This is a genomic window from Tolypothrix bouteillei VB521301 (assembly GCF_000760695.4).
Classification (GTDB): domain Bacteria; phylum Cyanobacteriota; class Cyanobacteriia; order Cyanobacteriales; family Nostocaceae; genus Scytonema; species Scytonema bouteillei_A.
The window spans coordinates 4,462,951-4,482,405 of record NZ_JHEG04000001.1 but is presented as its reverse complement, the minus strand read 5'-3'; the positions used below and the strand labels follow the sequence as shown (position 1 = coordinate 4,482,405).

At 42.2% G+C, this 19,455-nt stretch carries 15 protein-coding genes and 2 pseudogenes; 11 read left to right on the top strand and 6 right to left on the bottom strand.

Annotation, left to right across the window (positions count from 1 at the left end; all coding sequences use genetic code 11):
* Window positions 1-80 precede the first annotated feature (80 nt).
* The gene (ftsY, locus tag HC643_RS17925) at window positions 81-1,715 is read left to right on the top strand and encodes a signal recognition particle-docking protein FtsY (RefSeq protein ID WP_038073531.1); all 1,635 of its coding nucleotides are present in this window, start codon (window positions 81-83) and stop codon (window positions 1,713-1,715) included.
* A gap of 102 nt (window positions 1,716-1,817) precedes the next feature.
* Here ftsY and HC643_RS17920 read toward each other — a convergent pair whose 3' ends face one another.
* Entirely contained in the window at window positions 1,818-2,033 is a 216-nt protein-coding gene (locus HC643_RS17920; RefSeq protein ID WP_137986317.1) for a hypothetical protein, read from the bottom strand.
* Between the two features lie 247 nt (window positions 2,034-2,280).
* Here HC643_RS17920 and HC643_RS17915 point away from each other — a divergent pair, with 247 nt between their 5' ends.
* From HC643_RS17915 to crtW, 3 genes are all read left to right on the top strand, one after another.
* Complete coding sequence (locus HC643_RS17915; protein ID WP_050045922.1) at window positions 2,281-3,720, top strand: PP2C family protein-serine/threonine phosphatase; 1,440 nt, start codon at window positions 2,281-2,283, stop codon at window positions 3,718-3,720.
* Between the two features lie 215 nt (window positions 3,721-3,935).
* Window positions 3,936-4,130, top strand: coding sequence for a chlorophyll a-b binding domain-containing protein (locus tag HC643_RS17910; RefSeq protein ID WP_038073529.1), 195 nt, complete (start codon window positions 3,936-3,938; stop codon window positions 4,128-4,130).
* 321 nt (window positions 4,131-4,451) lie between these two features.
* Window positions 4,452-5,222 (top strand): beta-carotene ketolase CrtW, encoded by a 771-nt coding sequence (gene crtW / locus HC643_RS17905; protein WP_072040767.1) that lies wholly within the window; start codon window positions 4,452-4,454, stop codon window positions 5,220-5,222.
* Window positions 5,223-5,344: 122 nt separating this feature from the next.
* Here crtW and HC643_RS17900 read toward each other — a convergent pair whose 3' ends face one another.
* The 4 genes from HC643_RS17900 to HC643_RS17885 form a co-directional block, all read right to left on the bottom strand.
* Window positions 5,345-6,028: a hypothetical protein gene (locus tag HC643_RS17900; protein ID WP_038073527.1), complete on the bottom strand. Its 684-nt coding sequence runs from the start codon at window positions 6,026-6,028 to the stop codon at window positions 5,345-5,347.
* Window positions 6,029-6,036: 8 nt separating this feature from the next.
* A complete protein-coding gene (locus HC643_RS17895; protein ID WP_038073525.1) occupies window positions 6,037-6,714 on the bottom strand; it encodes a hypothetical protein in 678 nt (225 codons plus the stop codon).
* A 70-nt stretch (window positions 6,715-6,784) separates the two neighbouring features.
* Window positions 6,785-7,873 carry a heat-inducible transcriptional repressor HrcA gene (gene hrcA, locus HC643_RS17890; protein ID WP_038073523.1) on the bottom strand — a complete coding sequence of 363 codons (1,089 nt, stop codon included), beginning with the start codon at window positions 7,871-7,873 and terminating at the stop codon, window positions 6,785-6,787.
* A 426-nt stretch (window positions 7,874-8,299) separates the two neighbouring features.
* The gene (locus HC643_RS17885) at window positions 8,300-8,659 is read right to left on the bottom strand and encodes a rhodanese-like domain-containing protein (protein ID WP_038073521.1); all 360 of its coding nucleotides are present in this window, start codon (window positions 8,657-8,659) and stop codon (window positions 8,300-8,302) included.
* A gap of 259 nt (window positions 8,660-8,918) precedes the next feature.
* On the opposite strand from HC643_RS17885, the gene HC643_RS17880 reads away from it, so the two are divergent.
* From HC643_RS17880 to HC643_RS17855, 6 genes and pseudogenes are all read left to right on the top strand, one after another.
* A complete protein-coding gene (locus HC643_RS17880; RefSeq protein WP_038073519.1) occupies window positions 8,919-10,652 on the top strand; it encodes a DUF3352 domain-containing protein in 1,734 nt (577 codons plus the stop codon).
* Between the two features lie 186 nt (window positions 10,653-10,838).
* Window positions 10,839-11,333 carry a hypothetical protein gene (locus tag HC643_RS17875; RefSeq protein ID WP_038073604.1) on the top strand — a complete coding sequence of 165 codons (495 nt, stop codon included), beginning with the start codon at window positions 10,839-10,841 and terminating at the stop codon, window positions 11,331-11,333.
* Window positions 11,334-11,459: 126 nt separating this feature from the next.
* Window positions 11,460-12,254 (top strand): serine O-acetyltransferase, encoded by a 795-nt coding sequence (cysE, locus tag HC643_RS17870; RefSeq protein ID WP_038073517.1) that lies wholly within the window; start codon window positions 11,460-11,462, stop codon window positions 12,252-12,254.
* Between the two features lie 147 nt (window positions 12,255-12,401).
* Window positions 12,402-12,533: pseudogene (locus tag HC643_RS42140) on the top strand (type II toxin-antitoxin system HicB family antitoxin); the annotation flags it as partial.
* A gap of 36 nt (window positions 12,534-12,569) precedes the next feature.
* The gene (locus tag HC643_RS17860; RefSeq protein ID WP_038073515.1) at window positions 12,570-12,818 is read left to right on the top strand and encodes a hypothetical protein; all 249 of its coding nucleotides are present in this window, start codon (window positions 12,570-12,572) and stop codon (window positions 12,816-12,818) included.
* Window positions 12,819-13,167: 349 nt separating this feature from the next.
* Window positions 13,168-15,105 carry a HEAT repeat domain-containing protein gene (locus HC643_RS17855; protein ID WP_050045921.1) on the top strand — a complete coding sequence of 646 codons (1,938 nt, stop codon included), beginning with the start codon at window positions 13,168-13,170 and terminating at the stop codon, window positions 15,103-15,105.
* A 126-nt stretch (window positions 15,106-15,231) separates the two neighbouring features.
* On the opposite strand, the gene HC643_RS17850 is transcribed toward HC643_RS17855, so the two are convergent.
* On the bottom strand, window positions 15,232-15,816 hold the full coding sequence (locus HC643_RS17850; protein WP_038073511.1) for an Npun_F5749 family FMN-dependent PPOX-type flavoprotein: 585 nt from the start codon (window positions 15,814-15,816) through the stop codon (window positions 15,232-15,234).
* Window positions 15,817-16,706: 890 nt separating this feature from the next.
* Between HC643_RS17850 and nrdJ the strand changes: the two are divergent.
* Window positions 16,707-19,344 (top strand): annotated as a pseudogene (gene nrdJ, locus HC643_RS42595) (ribonucleoside-triphosphate reductase, adenosylcobalamin-dependent).
* Window positions 19,345-19,455: the final 111 nt, after the last annotated feature.

Below are 19,455 nucleotides of genomic sequence, written 5' to 3'. Positions count from 1 at the left end.
AATAGTACTATAGGATAGTCAGTAGAAGACATTAAAACCTACCCCCGGACTGGGGAAACGTCAAAACAACTCTAGCTGCAATGGTTTTTAATTGGTTCCGCCGTCAACATAATGAGCCTTCTGGTACTCCATCTGAAGATAAGCAACCAGAAACACCTGCTGTACAAGAAACCCAGCTAGAACAAGCCGCAACGTCAACGGCAGAGAATGCAACCGAGGTAGCTGTAGACTTGCTGGCTTATGCAAAAGCAGCTTACAAAAATATTCAGCAAAGACAGCAGGGTGACGAGCAATATGTTACTCCATCTGACGAAGCAACTATAGACACGGTAGACACGGTAGACAAGGAAGCTCTTCTGAGTCAACCAAGTACTGATGACCAAATCCAAGACGAACTCGGTGTAGCACCAGTAGAGGAAGCTGTAACAGAAGCACCGGAAGTGGAGAGTTCAGAGTCACCTTTAGACATTAAAGGTGATTCGGAGTTAGGGATAGATGAAGGTGTAGCTACAGAACCAACAGTCGTTCCAAGCGAGGAAATTCAACCAGCAGCACCAGCAACACTCTCTTTTTTAGAGAGAGCAGCAGCAGAAAGGCAAGCCAAGCAAGAACGTCTGATTGCCACTGCGATCGAACAACCAGAACCAGAGGTCTTACAAACAGCTGCAACAACAGCACCGCCCGAACAAGGGGAAATTCCTGGGTTTGCCTTTGATGAAGGATTTTTGTGGTCTACAGAAGTCTTAGCCGCTCAAGGGAGGCGTCCTGAAGACATTTCGATTGAAGAAATTACTTGGCTGAAAAAACTGCGCCAAGGTTTAGACAAAACTCGCCGTAATATACTCAACCAACTTAAAGCAATTGTTGGTCAAGGACCTCTCAACCAAGCAGCTGTCACAGAAATAGAATCCTTGCTTTTGCAAGCTGATGTGGGTGTGGAAGCAACAGACCATATTATCAGTACCTTACAAAAAAGGATTCGCCAAGAAGCATTACCACCAGAAGAAGGTATTGCATATCTGAAATCAATCCTTCGGGATATGCTGGACACGCCAATACAGAAATCCGGTAAAGTTTCCTTTGCACCAGAAAAGGAAACCCTCAATATTTGGTTGATGACTGGAGTCAATGGAGTAGGTAAAACTACTACTATTGGTAAAATTGCCCACTTAGCCAATAAATCTGGATATAAGTGTTTGATAGGTGCTGCTGATACCTTCCGCGCTGCGGCTGTAGAACAAGTAAAAATTTGGGGTCAGAGAAGTGGTGTCGAAGTTATTGCTAATCCTGCAAAAAATGCAGATCCAGCAGCTGTTGTATTTGATGCAATTTCTGCCGCACTCGCACGAGACACAGAATTACTGTTGGTAGACACCGCAGGACGACTGCAGAATAAAAAGAATTTAATGGATGAACTCAGTAAAGTTCGTCGCATTATTGATAAAAAAGCCCCTAATGCTAAAGTAGAGTCTCTACTGGTTTTAGACGCGACACTAGGTCAGAATGGGCTGCGACAGGCAGAAGTCTTTTCCCAAGCAGCGCAGCTTAGTGGTGTTGTGTTAACAAAACTTGATGGAACTGCCAAAGGGGGAGTTGCTCTTGCTGTCGTGCAGCAACTTGGCTTACCTATTCGCTTTATTGGTGCGGGCGAAGGTGTTGAAGACCTACGACCTTTTTCTAGCTACGAGTTTGTGGAAGCACTTTTAAGTGGTTAGTCGTTGATACTTACTCAATGGAGAGGGTGCAAGGCTTTACGCACTTAAACAATTAGTTCGTTCCCGCTCTAACGATTACCAATTTTTGGAGGGTGGGCAATGCTAGCGATTTGCGAGTATTGCCCACCCTCCGTCTGTCAGTAATCTTCTAGTGGAAAGGGGGTATCGGTATGTCTGAAAAATGTCTGGAATTCCTGATAATGTCGATCGCAAATTATTCTCTAATGGTAGTTTAAATGTTGTCAGTGCCGTGGGAATAGTTCCAACACTTTTTATTTTTAATATTTCTGATGGGAGGTGACAAAATAAGTAATTCATGAGAAAATTGTAAGCCTCTTAGCGCTTATCAAAAAAGTAGTTATTTCAAAATCTGTTTTGTATCCAAAACACTTAGCTTATAGATATCTATTGACTGAGATAAAAAAATGTGTATAAAAATCAGATGCTTGCCGTCTTTCTACTCTTGCTAAATTGACAATATTGTCACAATATGATTTAGCAATGCCAGAACAGAAGTATTTATAACTAATCTAAGATCTGCTTAAGTAAAGTGCAATTTATAACTGTGCCTGTGCCTCAACCACCCTCTCAACCTACTGACAATAACAAGACCAGTGCTGGTACGGATGTAACTCCTGTAATAGCGCTGAAAGAGCTTGTGGCACGGCTACATCGAGAACAAAATAAAATTCAAGATTTACTCAGTTCTTTAGGGTTTGCCCTTAGAAGTTTCAACAATCTCAATCAGTTTCTGGAACTGATTCCACTTATGGCGACAAGGGTAACAGATGCGGATGGAAGTGCGTTGTTTTTGTATAAACCGAACGGTCAAGTGAGATTAGAACAACTGCACTGGCAAGATAGCCGTCAGCGTAAAAATATCCGCAAAGCCTTAGAAACAGTCAGCAGCCAGATTACCTATGTGCCAAACTCCCAACCTTTAGCAACAAATACAGGAGTCTTGGATGACCACATGCATCGCCATTTGGGACCAGACATACACATCTTTGGCACAGCAATTCTAGTGAAACACACAGAACGAGGATGGCTGTATGTTTTAAGTCGCGATCCTGAGTACAGTTGGACGGAAACCAGACAAAAGTTAGTTCGGTTAATCGCAGATCAAACTGCGGTGGCGATCAAAAACGATGAATTAGCTGTAGAACTGAGGAAAAAAGAACGTCTCGACCAAGAATTAGAAATTGGTGCGGAAATTCAAAGAAGACTTCTACCACGCCAATACCCTACCATTCCAGGCGTGGCTCTTGCAGCTCGTTGTAAACCTGCCAATCGTGTTGGTGGGGATTACTATGACTTTATTCCTACGAATCACCATCAAATTCAGTACAACAACAACGGTCGTTCTGCTGAAATGGACGGTCGCTGGGGTTTAGTGATTGGGGATGTCATGGGCAAAGGTGTTCCCGCTGGACTCATTATGACTATGATGCGGGGAATGTTGCGGGGAGAAGTTTTACACAGTCATAGCCCAGGTCAAATTCTAGAAAATCTGAATCGAGTGATGTATGCGGATTTGGAAAATTCCCACCGCTTTGTCACTATGTTTTATTCGGAGTATGACCCCGCAACCAGGATTTTGTCATACACTAACGCTGCCCACAACCCTCCCATGTGGTGGCATGCCACTACAAAAACAGTCACGCGCTTGGATAGTTATGGTATGCTGATTGGCTTGGATGCCAGCAGCCAATATGAAGATGCCCGCGCCCAGTTAGAACCGGGCGATACTATTCTTTACTACACAGATGGGTTAACGGATGCCGCATCTGCAAGTGGCGATCGCTTTGATGAAGAAAACCTTCTTGTTGCGTTTAACTATGCTTGTCGGATTTGTAACAGTCCGGAAGAGATACTCGATTATCTATTTGACCGCGTGGAACAATTCATTGGTGAGGACAGGCAAAACACCGATGATATGACATTGGTTGTTTTGCAGGTTGAAGCTTCACAACGAGCGGTTAATTCCCATAATGAAGTTGGGTGAAATGTATACAGCAATACTACTTGTCTACACATAAATCTTCTTTTAGGTAGTGTAGATAGAGCTTCTACAGTCCTTTTGTTAGATAAAAATTTACATACATCCCAAGAAACTCATTCTTGAGATGAACTAGCTGTTTGGCACTGCAGACAGATAGCGATAACCGCAGGAGTCAATACTATGAAAAATGTAAGTTAAATGCGTAAGGAAACTTAACAATGGGACTTTATCCTACAGATGCAACTGAAAAGGCATACAATGGTAGCGATCGCAATGCTGTAAAATTCGGATTCACGCCTCAATCCGAACTATGGCAAGGACGTCTGGCAATGATTGGCTTTCTCGCCTATCTACTATGGGATCTCAATAGCTATAGTGTAGTGCGTGACGTACTCAATCTTCTTCCTCGATAATCACACACTACTGGTCTGCCTGATAAATTTTGATGGGTAAATCTCTTCAGAACCCTGACTTTTTCAAGAAGTCGGGGATCTTACAACTCCAAGCAATCGATACCATCCCGCCACACCCAGTACAAAATCAAGAAAAAACTTTAAACCAAAGATAGTTGTTGGGTATGTAATTATTAAAGTATCTTAATATTTCTATACAATAGAAATGCTGGTGTTGCTCGAAGCGCGGAGCCGATCGCAATTTAGAGATTGTCTGATGAGCGATCTGTTTGCCCTACCATGATTTTTTGAATTTTCACCCAAGATGGAGTCAATAGCGTGATTCAACAATTAGAAAAACCACCCAGTTCTCAAATTCACATAAAATTAAACGGTGAATCTACTACTGGGCTTTTTATTGCTATTACCATAATAGGTATATGGGCAGCCAGCTTAACTTACTTGCTTTCAGTAGATATTTCTAAATTTAATTTTATAACATTATTACTAGGGATAATTTGGCAAACATTTCTTTATACGGGATTATTTATTACTGCTCACGATGCGATGCATGGAGTTGTATTTCCTAAAAATAGCAAAATCAATCACTTTATCGGCTCATTTTCATTGTTACTTTACGGTTGGTTATCCTATAGTAAATTACTCAAAAAGCATTGGGTACATCACCACCATCCTGCGAGTGAATCAGATCCAGACTTCCATAATGGTAAGCAGAAAAACTTTTTTGCCTGGTACCTGTATTTCATGAAGAATTACTGGAGCTGGCAGCAAATTATTGTCTTAACAAGTCTCTATAACCTTTCTCATTACTTCCTTCACATACCCAAAGATAATTTGACTTACTTTTGGGCACTACCTGCCATCTTAAGTTCCATACAGCTATTTTATTTTGGGACTTTCTTACCCCATCAAGAACCAGAAGAAGGTTATTCAGAACCCCATCGCGCTCAAACAATCTCACTTCCCGTTTGGTTGTCATTTCTGACTTGCTATCATTTTGGCTATCATAACGAACACCATGAATATCCTCATGCAGCGTGGTGGCAATTGCCAAAAGTTTATAAATCAAAGACTGAGACAGTTTCACCTTAACCGCGATAAGTAGAAATAGTGTAAAGACGTGCTATTATAGCGCGTCTTTACACCATTAACCTATAGGAGTCTTTTCATTTCATAAAACGATATAAGTCGCAATTATTTTGTTTAAATTCCTTTCAAGAATTACGAACTAATGTTGTTTGCCGATACTGAGCAATATTATTTTCCAGTATTGCAGGGCGCAGGCAAAGATACGCAAGGGGACCAAGTAGGGGCACAAGCGCTACAGCCCAAAACAATTCAGGATTGTGAAATCTTCGCCTTGCCATATCATCACCAAGCACTGTGGGAAATAAAAGACAAAAAAGACACACTGCCAAACTCATACCGTTGATAAAGCGATCGCTGTGAAACTGCTGCCAAAAATCTACCCAATCACCAAAAAACAAACCATAACCCAGTATGGACAGAGTGCTGAAAGTGAGAATAAGACCGAACAAGCGAGAATCTAGAAAATTCAAAAAAGAGTCCTTTCGTCCTGCAAATTCTTGATTGGGTTCCCGAAAGGCTAGATAAGGTAAAAGACCAAGAATACCCGCACCAACACCAGCTAAAGCAAAAGGCCAAAAAGGAATCGATTGCATTCTGCCATCAAAGAACAAAACACCACTATAAATTAGCAACAAAATACCAACTAGCGCAAAAATTGAGAGTACAACTGGATTAATTGCCAACAAATTTAAGGTAAATATGTTTTTCAAGAGAGCGAGTGTTTCGTCTAGATGTAACGGAGGTGACAAAAATAAAATGTAGGCAATAAATCCAGCCCACAATGACCAAAGAGCTATTTTTCTATTCATGCTTTTCCCTAACTTCCAATCCCTAACTCCTGACTTCTAACCTCTGCGTCCAACTCAGGTAAAGGCGGACGTATACATAAGTAGATTAAAGGTCCAAACAGAGGTATCAATGCAACTAACCAGAAGATCTGAGGATTATCTAGCCCCCGACGGAACATATCATCTCGAAGTAACGCTGGAAACACCAGACAAAGCAAGCAAAAATCAAGGCTCATGACATGGATAAAGCGGCTGGTTTGCCACTGATGTGCAAAATCTCCCCAATCACCAGCCCCAATACCGCTAGCAACTAGTACAACAGTGGCAGCAGTTAGAGCAATACCAGTCCAGCGAGAATCTAGTATTGCCAAAAAAAGATTCTTCTTGCCAGGAAATTTTGGATTGGGCTCCCGTAGCGATAAATAAGGCAATAAAGCAAAAGCTCCAACCCCAAAAGAAGCTGTGGCAAACAGCCAAGCAGGAAGTCTTTGCCCTCTACCATCAGCAAACATAACCGCGCTGTAAATCAAAGGCCAGACGCCCATAATATAAAAGAGCGATATTACCAAAGGATTGATTCCTTGCCACTGACCAATACAAAGATTTTTAATCAACTCAAACGTATCGGGTTGGTTCGGAGGGGCGAAGAAAGAAGCGTAGAGAATCACGCTCAACCACAAAATCCCAAAGGCAATTTTTCTCAGCATAATTTAACTTATTACTAGTTAGTAGTTAGTCGTTAGTAGTTTTTCCATTAACAACTAACCAATAACCTTCTTAAGAGTTGAACAAACTGAAAGCGTCTGACAGGTAATCAGCAGCAGCAGACACGACCGCGATCGCACTTTCATAATCCAAGCGCGTTGGTCCCAAAACACCTACACTGCCCACAGGTACTAAACCTCGACGGTATGTAGAGGATATCAACGAGCAAGTACGGATGGGTTCCAAAGGATTTTCAGAACCAATACGAACAGTGACTCGTGGCTTACCCACTTCCTCAGCTTCTGGTTGTTCAAATATTAACTGCCAAAGTTGGTCTTGTTCTTCTTCCAGCAGGTGGATAAGCGTTTGCACTTGCTGTAATTCCGAGAATTCTGGTTGACGTAAAACTTCAGCAATACCGCGAACCATTATTTGTGTTGCAGATGGTTTAAGAGTGCGACGGCTAAGTTCTGCCAATGATTTTTTCAAAAAGTTGCTGTAACTTTGGAATTCTCGATCCAGTTCGCTCCAATCGAGATTGCCAAGTTCCACCAAACTGCGCCCCCGCAGATGGCTGTTTAAGAAATTAGATACTATTTGTAATTTATGGTCGATGGCTTCCGCATCGGTTTGTACGTTGTCTTGTTCGGGAGGTAAGTCCAAAACTGCTGAATGGGTTTCATATCCATCTGTGACGACAATCAGCATGACTCGTCCTGCTTCAATTTGCACCAGTTGCAGATGCCTGATAACAGCAGCACCAGTTTGTGGCATGGTGATGAGAGTAATGCAACCACTTAAGGTAGAAAGGATTTGTGCAGCTCCTTGCAGAATTGCTTCCCAACTCCACTCTTCCCATTTCAGATTTTGTTGGAGTACAACCTCTACTTCCTTACCTAAAGTTTCAGAAGGTGTAATTAGCCGATCGACATAAATTCGATAACCTGAATCGGAAGGAACTCTTCCTGCAGAGGTATGGGGTTGGTACAAGAACCCTGATTTTTCTAACGCGCCCATCACATTGCGAATAGTTGCCGAACTCACACCGAGGTTATATTCCTCAACAAGAGCTTTGGAACCAACAGGTTCTGCTGTAGCAATGTAATGACGTATGGTTGCCCAAAGTATATGTTGTTGCCGATTGGTTAACTGAACTTGCATAAGGGAATGGGTTACTAAAGCAGAATTTTAAGTAAAGTTTGAAAAAGTTAATGGAGACAAGCCCACAAAGGATTAATATTGGTAAAGCAAGGTATCAAAGTATGTATTTATTTTGAAATAGGTAGAGTAAAATTCCAGTATAGCCCCTAATAAAGTGTTCATTAACACAAAGTGAGTTGGATTAAAAAGCTTGAATCGCTCGAGTTAGAAAACTTGCATCTACCATGCATCATTTCATAAGCTTCTAAAAGACGCTGTATTTTAAGTTACTAATTTTTACCCAACCCAGAATAAATAGAGAGTGGTTGAGCAAGAGAGAGACTTGTTCTACAAAGATTAGAAGCTGAATTTACTGTGTTAAAGATAGCAAAAGCTAGTCAGAATTGCCATGGTAAGGAGTTGTAAAAAAAACTTTATCGCCCGGAATTAGTACTGAGGGATGGAAGGATCGACTAAATAAGAGTAGGCGTCAATTCCACCTGCAATGTTCTTAACATTTGTAAACCCTTGTGTCATTAACCACTGGCACATTTGGGCAGAACGGACGCCATGGTGACAGAGTACCCAAGTTTCAGCATGAGGATTCAAGAGAGTTTGAATTTGCTCCCCCCAATTAGCAAATTGACTCAAAGGTAGATTGACAAAGCCATCTATGCTAGCGATCGCCACTTCTTGTGGTTCGCGTACATCCACAAGCTGAAGGTCTGGCTCTTGTGAAGATAAACGTTGACCCAGTTCCTCAACGCTCACTTGGGTGAACTCTTGCTCAAAAGGTTTGCCTGTCATGAAGTTTTACGATAATGCGTGTATTTTTATGTTGACAGAAAATCGGCTGTTTTTTTGTTATTGAGCGATCGACAGATCCCCAACTTCTTCCCTCCCCAACGACCTGCCAATTCCAAAAGATTACCAAGGCGTAGTACTTATGCTTAAAGCACGCGGGCAATGAGCGTTAACGATTTAAACTAAATCCTAGTAGTGACGCTGCCGATCGTCCAGCAGCTATATATTTGTTTGTGCGCCTCTAACAGTCTATGTAACAAATATGACACAACGCTTATTTTTCAAAGCCATAACTGCTTGTCTCCTCATGCTGCTTCTCCTTGGTACCGCTGCTTGTAACAGCGCCAAAGCCCCATCCAACCTCGCTATCCCTTCCGGACAGCCAAATGCTGCTATCTTTGTTTCCCAGCAAGCGCCAGTGATGGTGTCGTTGCTGACAAATCCGGAACGCTTGCCAAATTCGGAACGAGATGGAGAAATCGCCAAGCTAAAAACAAGCTTATTGGCAAATACGGATATTGATTACCAAAAAGATATTCAGCCGTGGTTGGGTCAGGAAATCACACTGGCTGTAACTACCTTGGACTTGGATCGGGAACCGGAAAATGGCAGTAATCCTGGGTATCTTATGGCACTAGCTACCAAAGAACCAGAAAAAAGCCGTGAATTTGTAGAATTATTGTTTTCCAAGCGATCGCTCGCTGGGGCAAACTTAACTGTTGAACAGTACAAGGGTGTAAAGTTGATTTATGAGATTCCACAGGAAACACCCGCAGAAGAGAAACTAGGTGGATATTTTTCAGTTCCCAATCGCCAATCTAAAACCAAAAATCCAAAATCTCAAATTCAAAATGCTCTTGCTGGTGCAGTGGTAGGCGATAATTTTGTATTATTTGCTAACGATCCAAAAGTTTTGCGCGATGCCATTAATAACGTTCAAGCCCCAGACTTGAATTTGATGAGTTCCAGTAAATACCAGCAAGCAATAAAAGCTTTACCCAAGGACGCACTTGCAGTTGCTTTCCTGAATCTCCCCACCGTGGCAAAATGGCAGGGCTTGGAAAGTGAAACCGCACCTTACAACAGTCAAATTGTCTCTTTAGTCACGAATCGCAAAGGATTAATAGCGGAAACCGCTTTACTGGCAAAAGAAAAAAATTTGCTTTCACCCACTACAGAAATCGCACAACCAGTTGGTGCATTGCAGTATATTCCAGCTTCTGCGGGTTTGTCAGTTGCTTCTTCCAATTTAAGTAATTTGGATAACAGTAATTTAGCCCTACTTTGGCAACAAGCGATCGCAGTTATATCTGGTTCCAAGGAAGATGTCTTCTCTGGTTTGCTGCAACCTCTAGCTGAAGTTCAAAAGCACTGGAATATCAATTGGAAAGATGATGTTTTTGATTGGGTACGGGGAGAGTATGCCATAGGTTTGTTACCCCGTGAAGACCAAATCAATCCCGATTGGATTTTTGTAGCAGAAAAATCAGAAGAGACACCAGCAGCCATTGCTCATTTAAATGAAATTGCTTCATCAGGGGGGCTTTCATTGAATTCCCTCAAGATAGGGGAACAAAAAATATCTGCTTGGACAGAGTTAGCCGCTACTTCCAGTCAATCTGCACTTGCAAAAGACCGACAGGTCTATACAATTCAAGCAAAGGTTTTGGGAGCATACGCAGATGTAGGTAATTACGAGATTATCACCTCTTCCATTGAGGCAATGGATGCAGCGCTTACAGCCAAAGAAGATTCTTTGGTAAACAAGAGTGATTTCCAAAATAGTATTGCTGCTCTACCAAAACCCAATCAGGGCTATGTTTATGTCGATTGGACAAAGAGTCAGCCAATTATCGAAAGTCAACTCCCCTTTCTTAAACTTGTGGAAGTCGTTGGCAAATCCTTTTTTCAAAATTTGCGATCGCTAACAGTGAGCAGTTACGGTAGCGATACAGATTTGCTTAAAGGTGGTGTGTTTTTTCAATTTAATAGTTAGTTGTTAATGGGTAACTGGGAATGGAGAATGGGTATTGTTTCTTACCTATTGCTCAAATCCCCATTACCCCGCTTTATTATTTCCTGTGCCACAATCAAAGGTGCCACAAGATCAGAAAATTTCAATATTTTTCCTGATAGTTTGAGTATAGAAAAAAACTATACTCAGACACAAGGGAGGGGTATCATGAAACGCAATCGCCCCCTATCTACGATAAAAAGCGCCTGGCTCCTAGCTACATTTACCGCACTTGCTTCTACACCCGTGTTTGCAGATACAGCAAACTTTGGTAAGCTAGCGCTATCACCTGGGTTTGAATCAACGAAAGGAACAATAGCAGGTTATACAGGTGGATCGTACTCCTTGTCGGCTATTAGCAATCGCGATCGCAACAGAAATGTCTGTATTGGCTATGGAGATCCCAAGCCAGACCACATCCTAATTCTGGAAAAAGATTTTTCTCGCCTCAAGATACAAGTTGACACAGGTGGTAATGATACAACATTGGTCATTCAAGGACCAGATAACAGCATAGTTCGGTGTGGCGATGATACTGGTAGAAATAAAGACGCTAGCATCATAGATAGCACTTGGAAAGCGGGTACATATCGCGTGTGGGTAGGCACATTTAAACCGGGAGAAAGGCGGAATTATACTCTTACGGTACAGGAGCAAGGCTAATGGCTAATGGCTAATGGTCAATGGCTGAAGTCAGACTGGCAAACAATTAGCAATTAGCAATTAGCAGTTAGCAATTAACGTTAAGATAGAGTGTAACTTGTTTGGCAAAACGAGAGTTTTATAAGCGTGTTATCTACTCTTTTGACTGACTTCCGCATTATATTTGACCGAGATCCAGCGGCTCGCAACTGGTTAGAAGTGTTGTTTTGCTACCCTGGGTTGCAAGCGCTGTTATTTCATCGCCTTGCTCATTGGTTGTATGGCATTGGTATTCCCTTTATTCCCCGTCTCATTTCCCACCTAGCTCGGTTTTTAACTGGAATAGAAATTCACCCCGGTGCAACAATCGGACAAGGAGTTTTTATTGACCATGGAATGGGCGTGGTTATTGGAGAAACAGCAATTATTGGAGACTATACCCTAATTTACCAAGGTGTTACCCTTGGTGGTACGGGCAAAGAATGTGGTAAGCGCCATCCTACTGTGGGTGAAAATGTTGTCGTTGGAGCAGGTGCAAAAGTGCTCGGCAATATCCAGATTGGTAACAATGTCCGCATTGGAGCCGGATCGGTGGTTTTGCGTGATGTTCCATCTGACTGTACTGTAGTTGGCATACCCGGTCGGATTCTCTATCGTTCTGGAGTTCGTGTCAATCCGCTAGAACACGGAAGTCTACCAGATGCTGAAGCGCAAGTGATACGTGCTTTAGTAGATAGACTTGAACAACTCGAACAGCAAATTCAACAGCTGCAAGACGTGCAACAAAACTTGTCAGTTACCAACCTAACCGCTGCTTTGAAAGAGCAATACTCTTCTCAGACTCATATCCTAACAGAGGAGCCAGTGTTTGCAGAAACTCGCTCTCGTTGCCGAATTGACAATAAGATCATAGAAGAGTTTTTGGATGGTGCAGGAATTTAATCACGGGATAGGCGATCGCGGACTAGTGGCTAGAAAAGAGCCATTTTAACGAATGATAACCACCATCTACTTTAGGGGCGCAAAGCATTGCGCCCTTACAAATAGGAAAGAAATACGAGAGGACGAGGATTTATAAGTTGATACAGCATGGTTATCCAATGGTCAGATGAAGTCAGGCTTTTTTTAGTTATGATACTAGAGTTTGCCGATCGCGTTGTTATGCCCTGCACTCATGGAGAAACTCGCGAGTCAGCAATTCGTAATGATCGAGAAGTCTTATAAATATTTGATTAGTAATTTTATTAAACTAACACTATGAATCAAACTGACGATACCCCAACACCAAAAACTCTTGAAATATGGCAAGCACTTGATGAAATTGACAAAGATCCATGTATTGGACGAATAGCAAATGAAGAGAAAGATACCTTCTTCGACAAATTTTTTAGCCAGGAAGCTAAGATGCAACGATTAAAAAGAATACGTCAACGCAAGCAAACGCTAGAAGAAAACTTAGCTTTATTAGTGGCAATGGAGAAAAAAATAGTAGAAAGCCTCCAGTAATAAAACTATTGGAGTTACGGGTAAAACGTGTACCATAGGAAAAGGCAAGAGTCTATACTGTGTATGTTTTGTGTAAAAACGCGCAATTAAGTAGATTGTTTGAGTAATAAACATAACATTTATTGGCATTTGTTGGGGTTCTCGACGGTAAGCCGAACCTACAATTTCTCTTAATAGAGCAGTATTAAGACAAAAGTTTATATTGACTTACAATATGTACTCAATCTGATAAAGATGTATTTGGAAGCTTGACAAGCGGAAGCTAAGTACTGACCCAGTTTATTGTACAAAGAGTGTTATCATATGTTTTAATGTTCTTTGCGCCTCACATTTGGGTGAGTAGGAGGCAATGCATGATTTTAGCTATTTCTTGTACCACGTTCCCCATAATCTAAGTCAAAGTATTTATCGCATTTTTGAGCCACAGTGTAAAGCGGAAATTCTTCACTGGTTTAGTCGAGAGGATATTCCCAACGAACTTAAAGAAGAGTTTATGAAACTCTTACTAAATTTTGAAGACGATTGTGGGAATTTCTACCGATCTCGAGCTTACTTGCTAGCAGCAGAAGCATTGAATCATTTTGAAGAATGTAGTTTAGGGGATGCAATTGTTCAACAACTACTGCAATGGAGTTATGTTTATTTTGGTTGGCAAAACTTTCCAAAACCATTACAAGAAGAAGCAAAAGTAGTCTTGAACTTAACAGATAAAAAACGAGTAATTGCTGCCTTTGAGTTGTTAATTCAGACTACAGAAAGTCAGTTTGTGTTACAAGACGCTGCTTTAAGATTGGGACAAATAGACTTAGGAAATCAAATAGCGATTACGGCTTTGGTAAAACTGCTACAAGTTACGGAAAATGAAAGGACTCTGGGCAAAATATGTCAGAGTTTGGGCGAAATTGCTTGTAATGATGAAAATGCGATTGCAGCTTTAGTCGATTTACTTGAGATAACTTCAAATAAAGGCTTTGGTTGGAACTACCTTTACGTAAAGATATTTGTGGCATTGGATAAAATCGCTTATAGCAGTTCAACAGCGATTGCAGCCCTCACTAAGTTCCTGCAAATGAATCAAGATGACAGAATCAGTTGTTGTGCTGCAAAATGTTTATTACGTATAGATCCTGGTAATGCGACTGCTAAGAAAGCTTTAGTCAATATTCTAGAAACTACTGAGCGAAGCGATGTTCTCTTTCAGGCTGCTATGCATTTACAAAAAATCGCTCCAGGTAATACGGATGCGATCGCAGCTCTATCTACAAGGTTAGAAAAGACAAAAGAAGACGATCTTCTCTGTCAAGCAGTTATTAGCTTGGGAAAAATTACGCCGCATTGTCCTGCGGTAAGCACAGCTTTAACTCGAATTGTGGAAACAAGTGAAAACTTACACAGTGTTACTCTAGCTGCTGCATACTTGCTTTCTATTAAGCCAGATAACAAGCGATCGCTAAGCACAGTTATCAACAGGCTGGAAACAACTCAGGATGATTATTACCGCTATAGAATTGCTGGTGAACTCCTGCGGCGTTACCCAAGTAACGAGGTGGGGATTTCAACGCTGCTTTCCATCATTGAAAAAAATTTAGATTGCAATGCGTCTTGCAACGCAATTTCTACTCTTCACAGAATTCGCTGGGATGAAGTCGCTGTAGCCACACGTCAAAAAGCTATAAAAGTTCTTCTTGGTTTACTGGTAAATCAAGGTAATTGCTGTGATTATATTGAAGTAGCTCGAGCAATCTTGGCAATAGAGCCAGGGAACGAGATAGCGATCGCCACTTTAGTCAAAATTATGGAGAACGATGGCAATGACTGGTTGCGTCGCTATGCTGCTGAAGTTTTGATACAAACTAATAATTCTTGTGAAAAAGCTCTCAATACCATAGTTGATTTAGCTCACTTAGACAATGGTCTCAACGTTGACGCTCTGCTAGTTTCCGTGCAGGAAATAACCCAGAAAAATCAAATGAACCAAAAATTTCTTGACAATATGATTGCGGCTAAAGTCAAATTAATCCAAACCTTTGAAGAAGAGGAAGAGAACAAAGAAAGCCTCAGCCCTTGCCACAGCTTTTCTTATGAACTCTCTTTGCTAAAAGAGGTTGATAAATTGCTGCCGATTCTACAAGATGAGCATTTGCCAAAAGTCGTATCAGATTTGAAAGACTATCTCAGCCAAGAGTTTTATCAACAAACTTCTTACCGCTATGAAGCAGTTTACAAGCTCCTATGGCATTGTGCTCAACGTATGACTTATCAAGAGTTTTATCAGAGTTGGCATTAAACTGTCACTGGAGGCGGAGCCTCCCTGAAGACATTCCCAGGCTCCGCCTGGGAACGAGAGTGTCTGAATTAAGCATTAACTACTACAACGGACTACTGGGAACCAGAGTGTCTGAATTATTCTGAATTATGGATTAACCTCCACAACAGACCAAATCTGCAATTCATCTAGCAAATAACACCATCTGTTTTGGGGATCGCCTCGTAATTCAAGACGATCTACTTTAACGGGATCGAGCAGTAACAAACAAAAATTGGCTAGAGGCAAAGTTGAATCGGGAGGTGATGGAGAGAAAGCCTCTTGTGAGCTTCTCGGTTCACCGGGATCGGGCCAAGCGAATTGCAAGCGGGCGTTGTCTGAAATCTCTTGCCATGCCATCTGACGGGCTTTTTGCATCTTTGGATCGAAATGATTGGCATCTACAAGTATCAATTCTCCTGCAAGACGAAATTGCTCGCGGGTGCTTGTAAAATACCAGCAAGCTTCTCCCCAAGCCCGATTCTTTATTTGGTCAAATTTTTGACTTCGCGTATCAGTAATAATTTTTAGCTGGTTGGTGTCGTCAAGAAATCCCCGGAACACAACAGTACGGTTGGCTGGACGTCCATCACCTTGAACGGTTGCTAATTGGAAATATCGCGAATGAGGCTCGCTGCGATTGCGATGAAGAGCACGAGCAAGGGGCGATCGCCATGGCGCAAGATTTTCCAACTATCCTCCAACAACAATGAGTAGTAACCAAGTGAAACAGCTTATAAGTAATCGAGCGAGCCAAAACCATTGAGGTTGAGCCTCGTAGCACGGCGAGAGGCTCAACCGTACTTTAGACGATGGATGTAGGCGAGCGGTCTGTCCCTAAAGGGACAGTCATGATATCCTAGTCTTGTCAGTACAAGACGTTAAAACCTACTCCCGGACTGGGAGAAAGTATACGCCTGAAACATCCTTGAGGAGATATCATTACGCCCTTGTGGCAAACGTAATGAGCCTAGGAACCCTATTAGTACGGATATTAAGACTGAAAAGTCTTAAGAATCTCTGACTCTTTAGGGCAGAGAGTGTCAAAGGGAATTCCTTTTATCATCGAGTCCGCGAAGGCGGACTTCGGTTGTATAGCCACGATTTCTAATCGTTAGGGCTTTGATCGTTGAGTCCGCGAAGGCGAACTTTGTTTGTATAGCCACGATTTCTAATCGTTAGGGCTTTGATCGTTGAGTCCGCGAAGGCGAACTTTGTTTGTATAGCCACGATTTCTAATCGTTAGGGCTTTGATCGTTGAGTCCGCGAAGGCGGACTTCGTTTGTATAGCCACGATTTCTAATCGTTAGGGCTTTGATCGTTGAGTCCGCGAAGGCGGACTTCGTTTGTATAGCCACGATTTCTAATCGTTAGGGCTTTGATCGTTGAGTCCGCGAAGGCGGACTTCGTTTGTATAGCCACGATTTCTAATCGTTAGGGAAAAAAGCGGATTGAGTATCAGGTGCTAGTAACATTGAGTATATCCTTAGACTTAGCGTAAATTCATAAATTTTGCAATCTTTACCCTCTCATTCAGTTAGCGTATAGTCGTAATCTGTGTCAGCAAGCAACAAGACTTCATTATGGTTCGTGAGCTAGAAAGAGAACGACTAAAGAATGCCCAATTTCCGGAAACCGCCCCTGCAGCTAACCCAGTGTTTTTTAGAACTTACAGCCGCCGTAAAGAGGGTGGAGTGAGAGAAACTTGGGAGCAAGTGTGCGATCGCACTTTATCGGGTTTAATTGAATTGGGTAAGCTTCTGCCAGAAGAGGCTGAGATCCTGGAACGGATGCAGCGAAATTTAAAAGCATTACCAAGTGGAAGATGGTTGTGGGTTGGAGGTACAAACTGGTTACTGCAGCAAAAGAATTTTTCTGGAGCTTACAATTGCACATCAACTAATGCTGTGGATTGGAGTGCTTTTGGTTTAATGATGGACTTAGCGATGATGGGCTGTGGGACTGGAGCTGTTCTAGAACCGAAATACATCAACCAACTTCCTCCCATTCGCAATCGCCTATCTGTCACAGTCCAAGGAGAAATTGGCAGTACCCTTCCCGAGCACCGACGTGAGGAGACAGAAGTTAAAATAGAGAACAATCTTGTAACAATTTATGTTGGCGATAGCCGCCAAGGTTGGGTACAGTCTTATCAAAGATTGTTGGAACTCTCAACAGATGAACGGTTTACACGAGAAGTTCAAGTGATTGTCGATATTAGTGATGTACGTCAAGCAGGAGAGCGGCTGAACGGCTTTGGAGGAGTTGCCAATCCCGTCAAATTGCCTGGGCTTTACGAGCGTTGTGCATTGATTTTAAATAAAGCTGTAGGAAGACAGTTAAATTCAGTTGAATGCTGTTTGTTGATTGATGAAGCTGCTGTAACAATTGTTGCAGGTAATATCCGTAGATCTGCTGGAATTCGTCAAGGCTCTGGCGACGATCGCTTATTTGCAGATGCAAAATCCAATCTTTGGCAGCAAGACGAAAATGGTAACTGGCGCATCGATCCAGAACGGGATGCACTCAGGATGGCAAACCATAGCAGAGTCTTTCATTACAAACCTACATTAGAAGAATGTATTGATGCTGTCCGCAAACAATACTACAGTGGTGAAGGTGCAATTCAATGGGCTGGTGAAGCTGTAGCTAGAGCTAACTGCGACCTACTTGTGACTCAAGATCGAAGAGTCGATTTTCTGAAGGCTTATGCAGAAGGAAAAGCAGAAGCTTGGTTGCAGGAGAAATATCCTCACATCTCTCAAAGTGAGCTAGAACATCGTTTAGCTCGATTCGGCTTGAATCCGTGTGGTAGATAATTTTGCCTCACGTAAAAAACCGGGGAAATTCAGGGAAAGCTAAACGGTTAGAAAACTCACTTCTCCCGCATGCTAATCCTGAGCTAATCTTGAGATTTAAAAGTCTTTTGGCAGTGCAACGCATAGGGGTTGAAACTTTTCAGCAAACAGTAAAAATTTATGACTGAGAACTGACAAGAATATAATACCCTCACGAGTCTCCGGCTACCCTATGGTAGAAAAGATATGCTGAACTGAATTGGAATTAACCAGTTGTATCCCTGTTATGGGTATGAGGAAAACCTCCAGAACTAGAGGATAAAAAGCCTTTAGGATAACAAATATGGAAATTATAGGTAGCAATTTCCACTGTAATTTATCGGAGATCCACTTAAATCAAATCGATCCACTGAACTACAAAGAACAAGAAGAAGCTTTTACAGCAGGATCTCTTTCTGTTGCATCACTTTTGCACCACAAGTTTCTTGAAACCCGCTATCAGTACAGCCGTGAATTAGATCCTATTGTGGGTGTTTCTTTCACGGGGTTATTTGATTTCTTTGTCCGTGCTTTTGGCGTTGATTGGTTGCGTTGGTGGGCAGAAGGAAGACCGGAAACAACTCAAGGATTGGCATTTAAGCGTCGAGAACAGGAATACCTAAGTTTCTGGAAAGATACCGTTCATCGTGTTGTTTGGGATTACTGCGATCGCCACGGTCTGAAACGCCCCAACCGCTGTACTACTGTTCAACCTAGCGGTACTAAATCCTTATTAACAGGTGCAAGTCCGGGATGGCATCCACCTAAAGCACAAAGATTTTTGCGGCGGATCACCTTCCGTAAAAATGACCCTGTTGCTTTAGCTTGTATTGACTACGGCTACAATGTCATTCCCTCCCAATCCGATAAAGACGAACAGGGTAATTTGTTGCACGATCCCTTCGATCCGCGAGTCAGTGAATGGCTTGTGGAGATTCCAGTCTCTGTACTTTGGGCGGATTTACCAGGTGCTGATGAAATCGACATCAGTCAATTTAGCGCCCTCGCCCAAACGGATTTTTATATGCAAGTCCAAAAGTTCTATGTTACACACAACACTTCGGCAACCATTGAACTCCGAGAAAATGAAGTGGAAGCTTTGGGAACGCGGATATATGAAGCCATCAGAGATGATGAAGGTTACATGAGTGCTGCACTGCTAGCCAGATTTGACGATCTCCAAACTTTCCCTCGCTTACCTTTTGAGCCAATTTCAAAAGAGCAATACGATCGATTTATGAAGGAAGTCGAAATGCGTCGTAAAACAGATGATTTTCATGGTGTTTTAAGTAACTATGATTTTGGTGAGTTAATGGAAGCCGGACCTGCGGGATGTGATTCAGACAAATGCATGATGCCGGAACAAAATAATGAGAGGGGTTAGAGGTTAGGGTTTAGGAGTACTACTACCCCTGCGAGCCTATCTCTCGTTCCCAGGTAGAACCTGGGAATTCAGCTTACGAGGCTTTCCCTCGACCTTCTGGCAAAATACCCG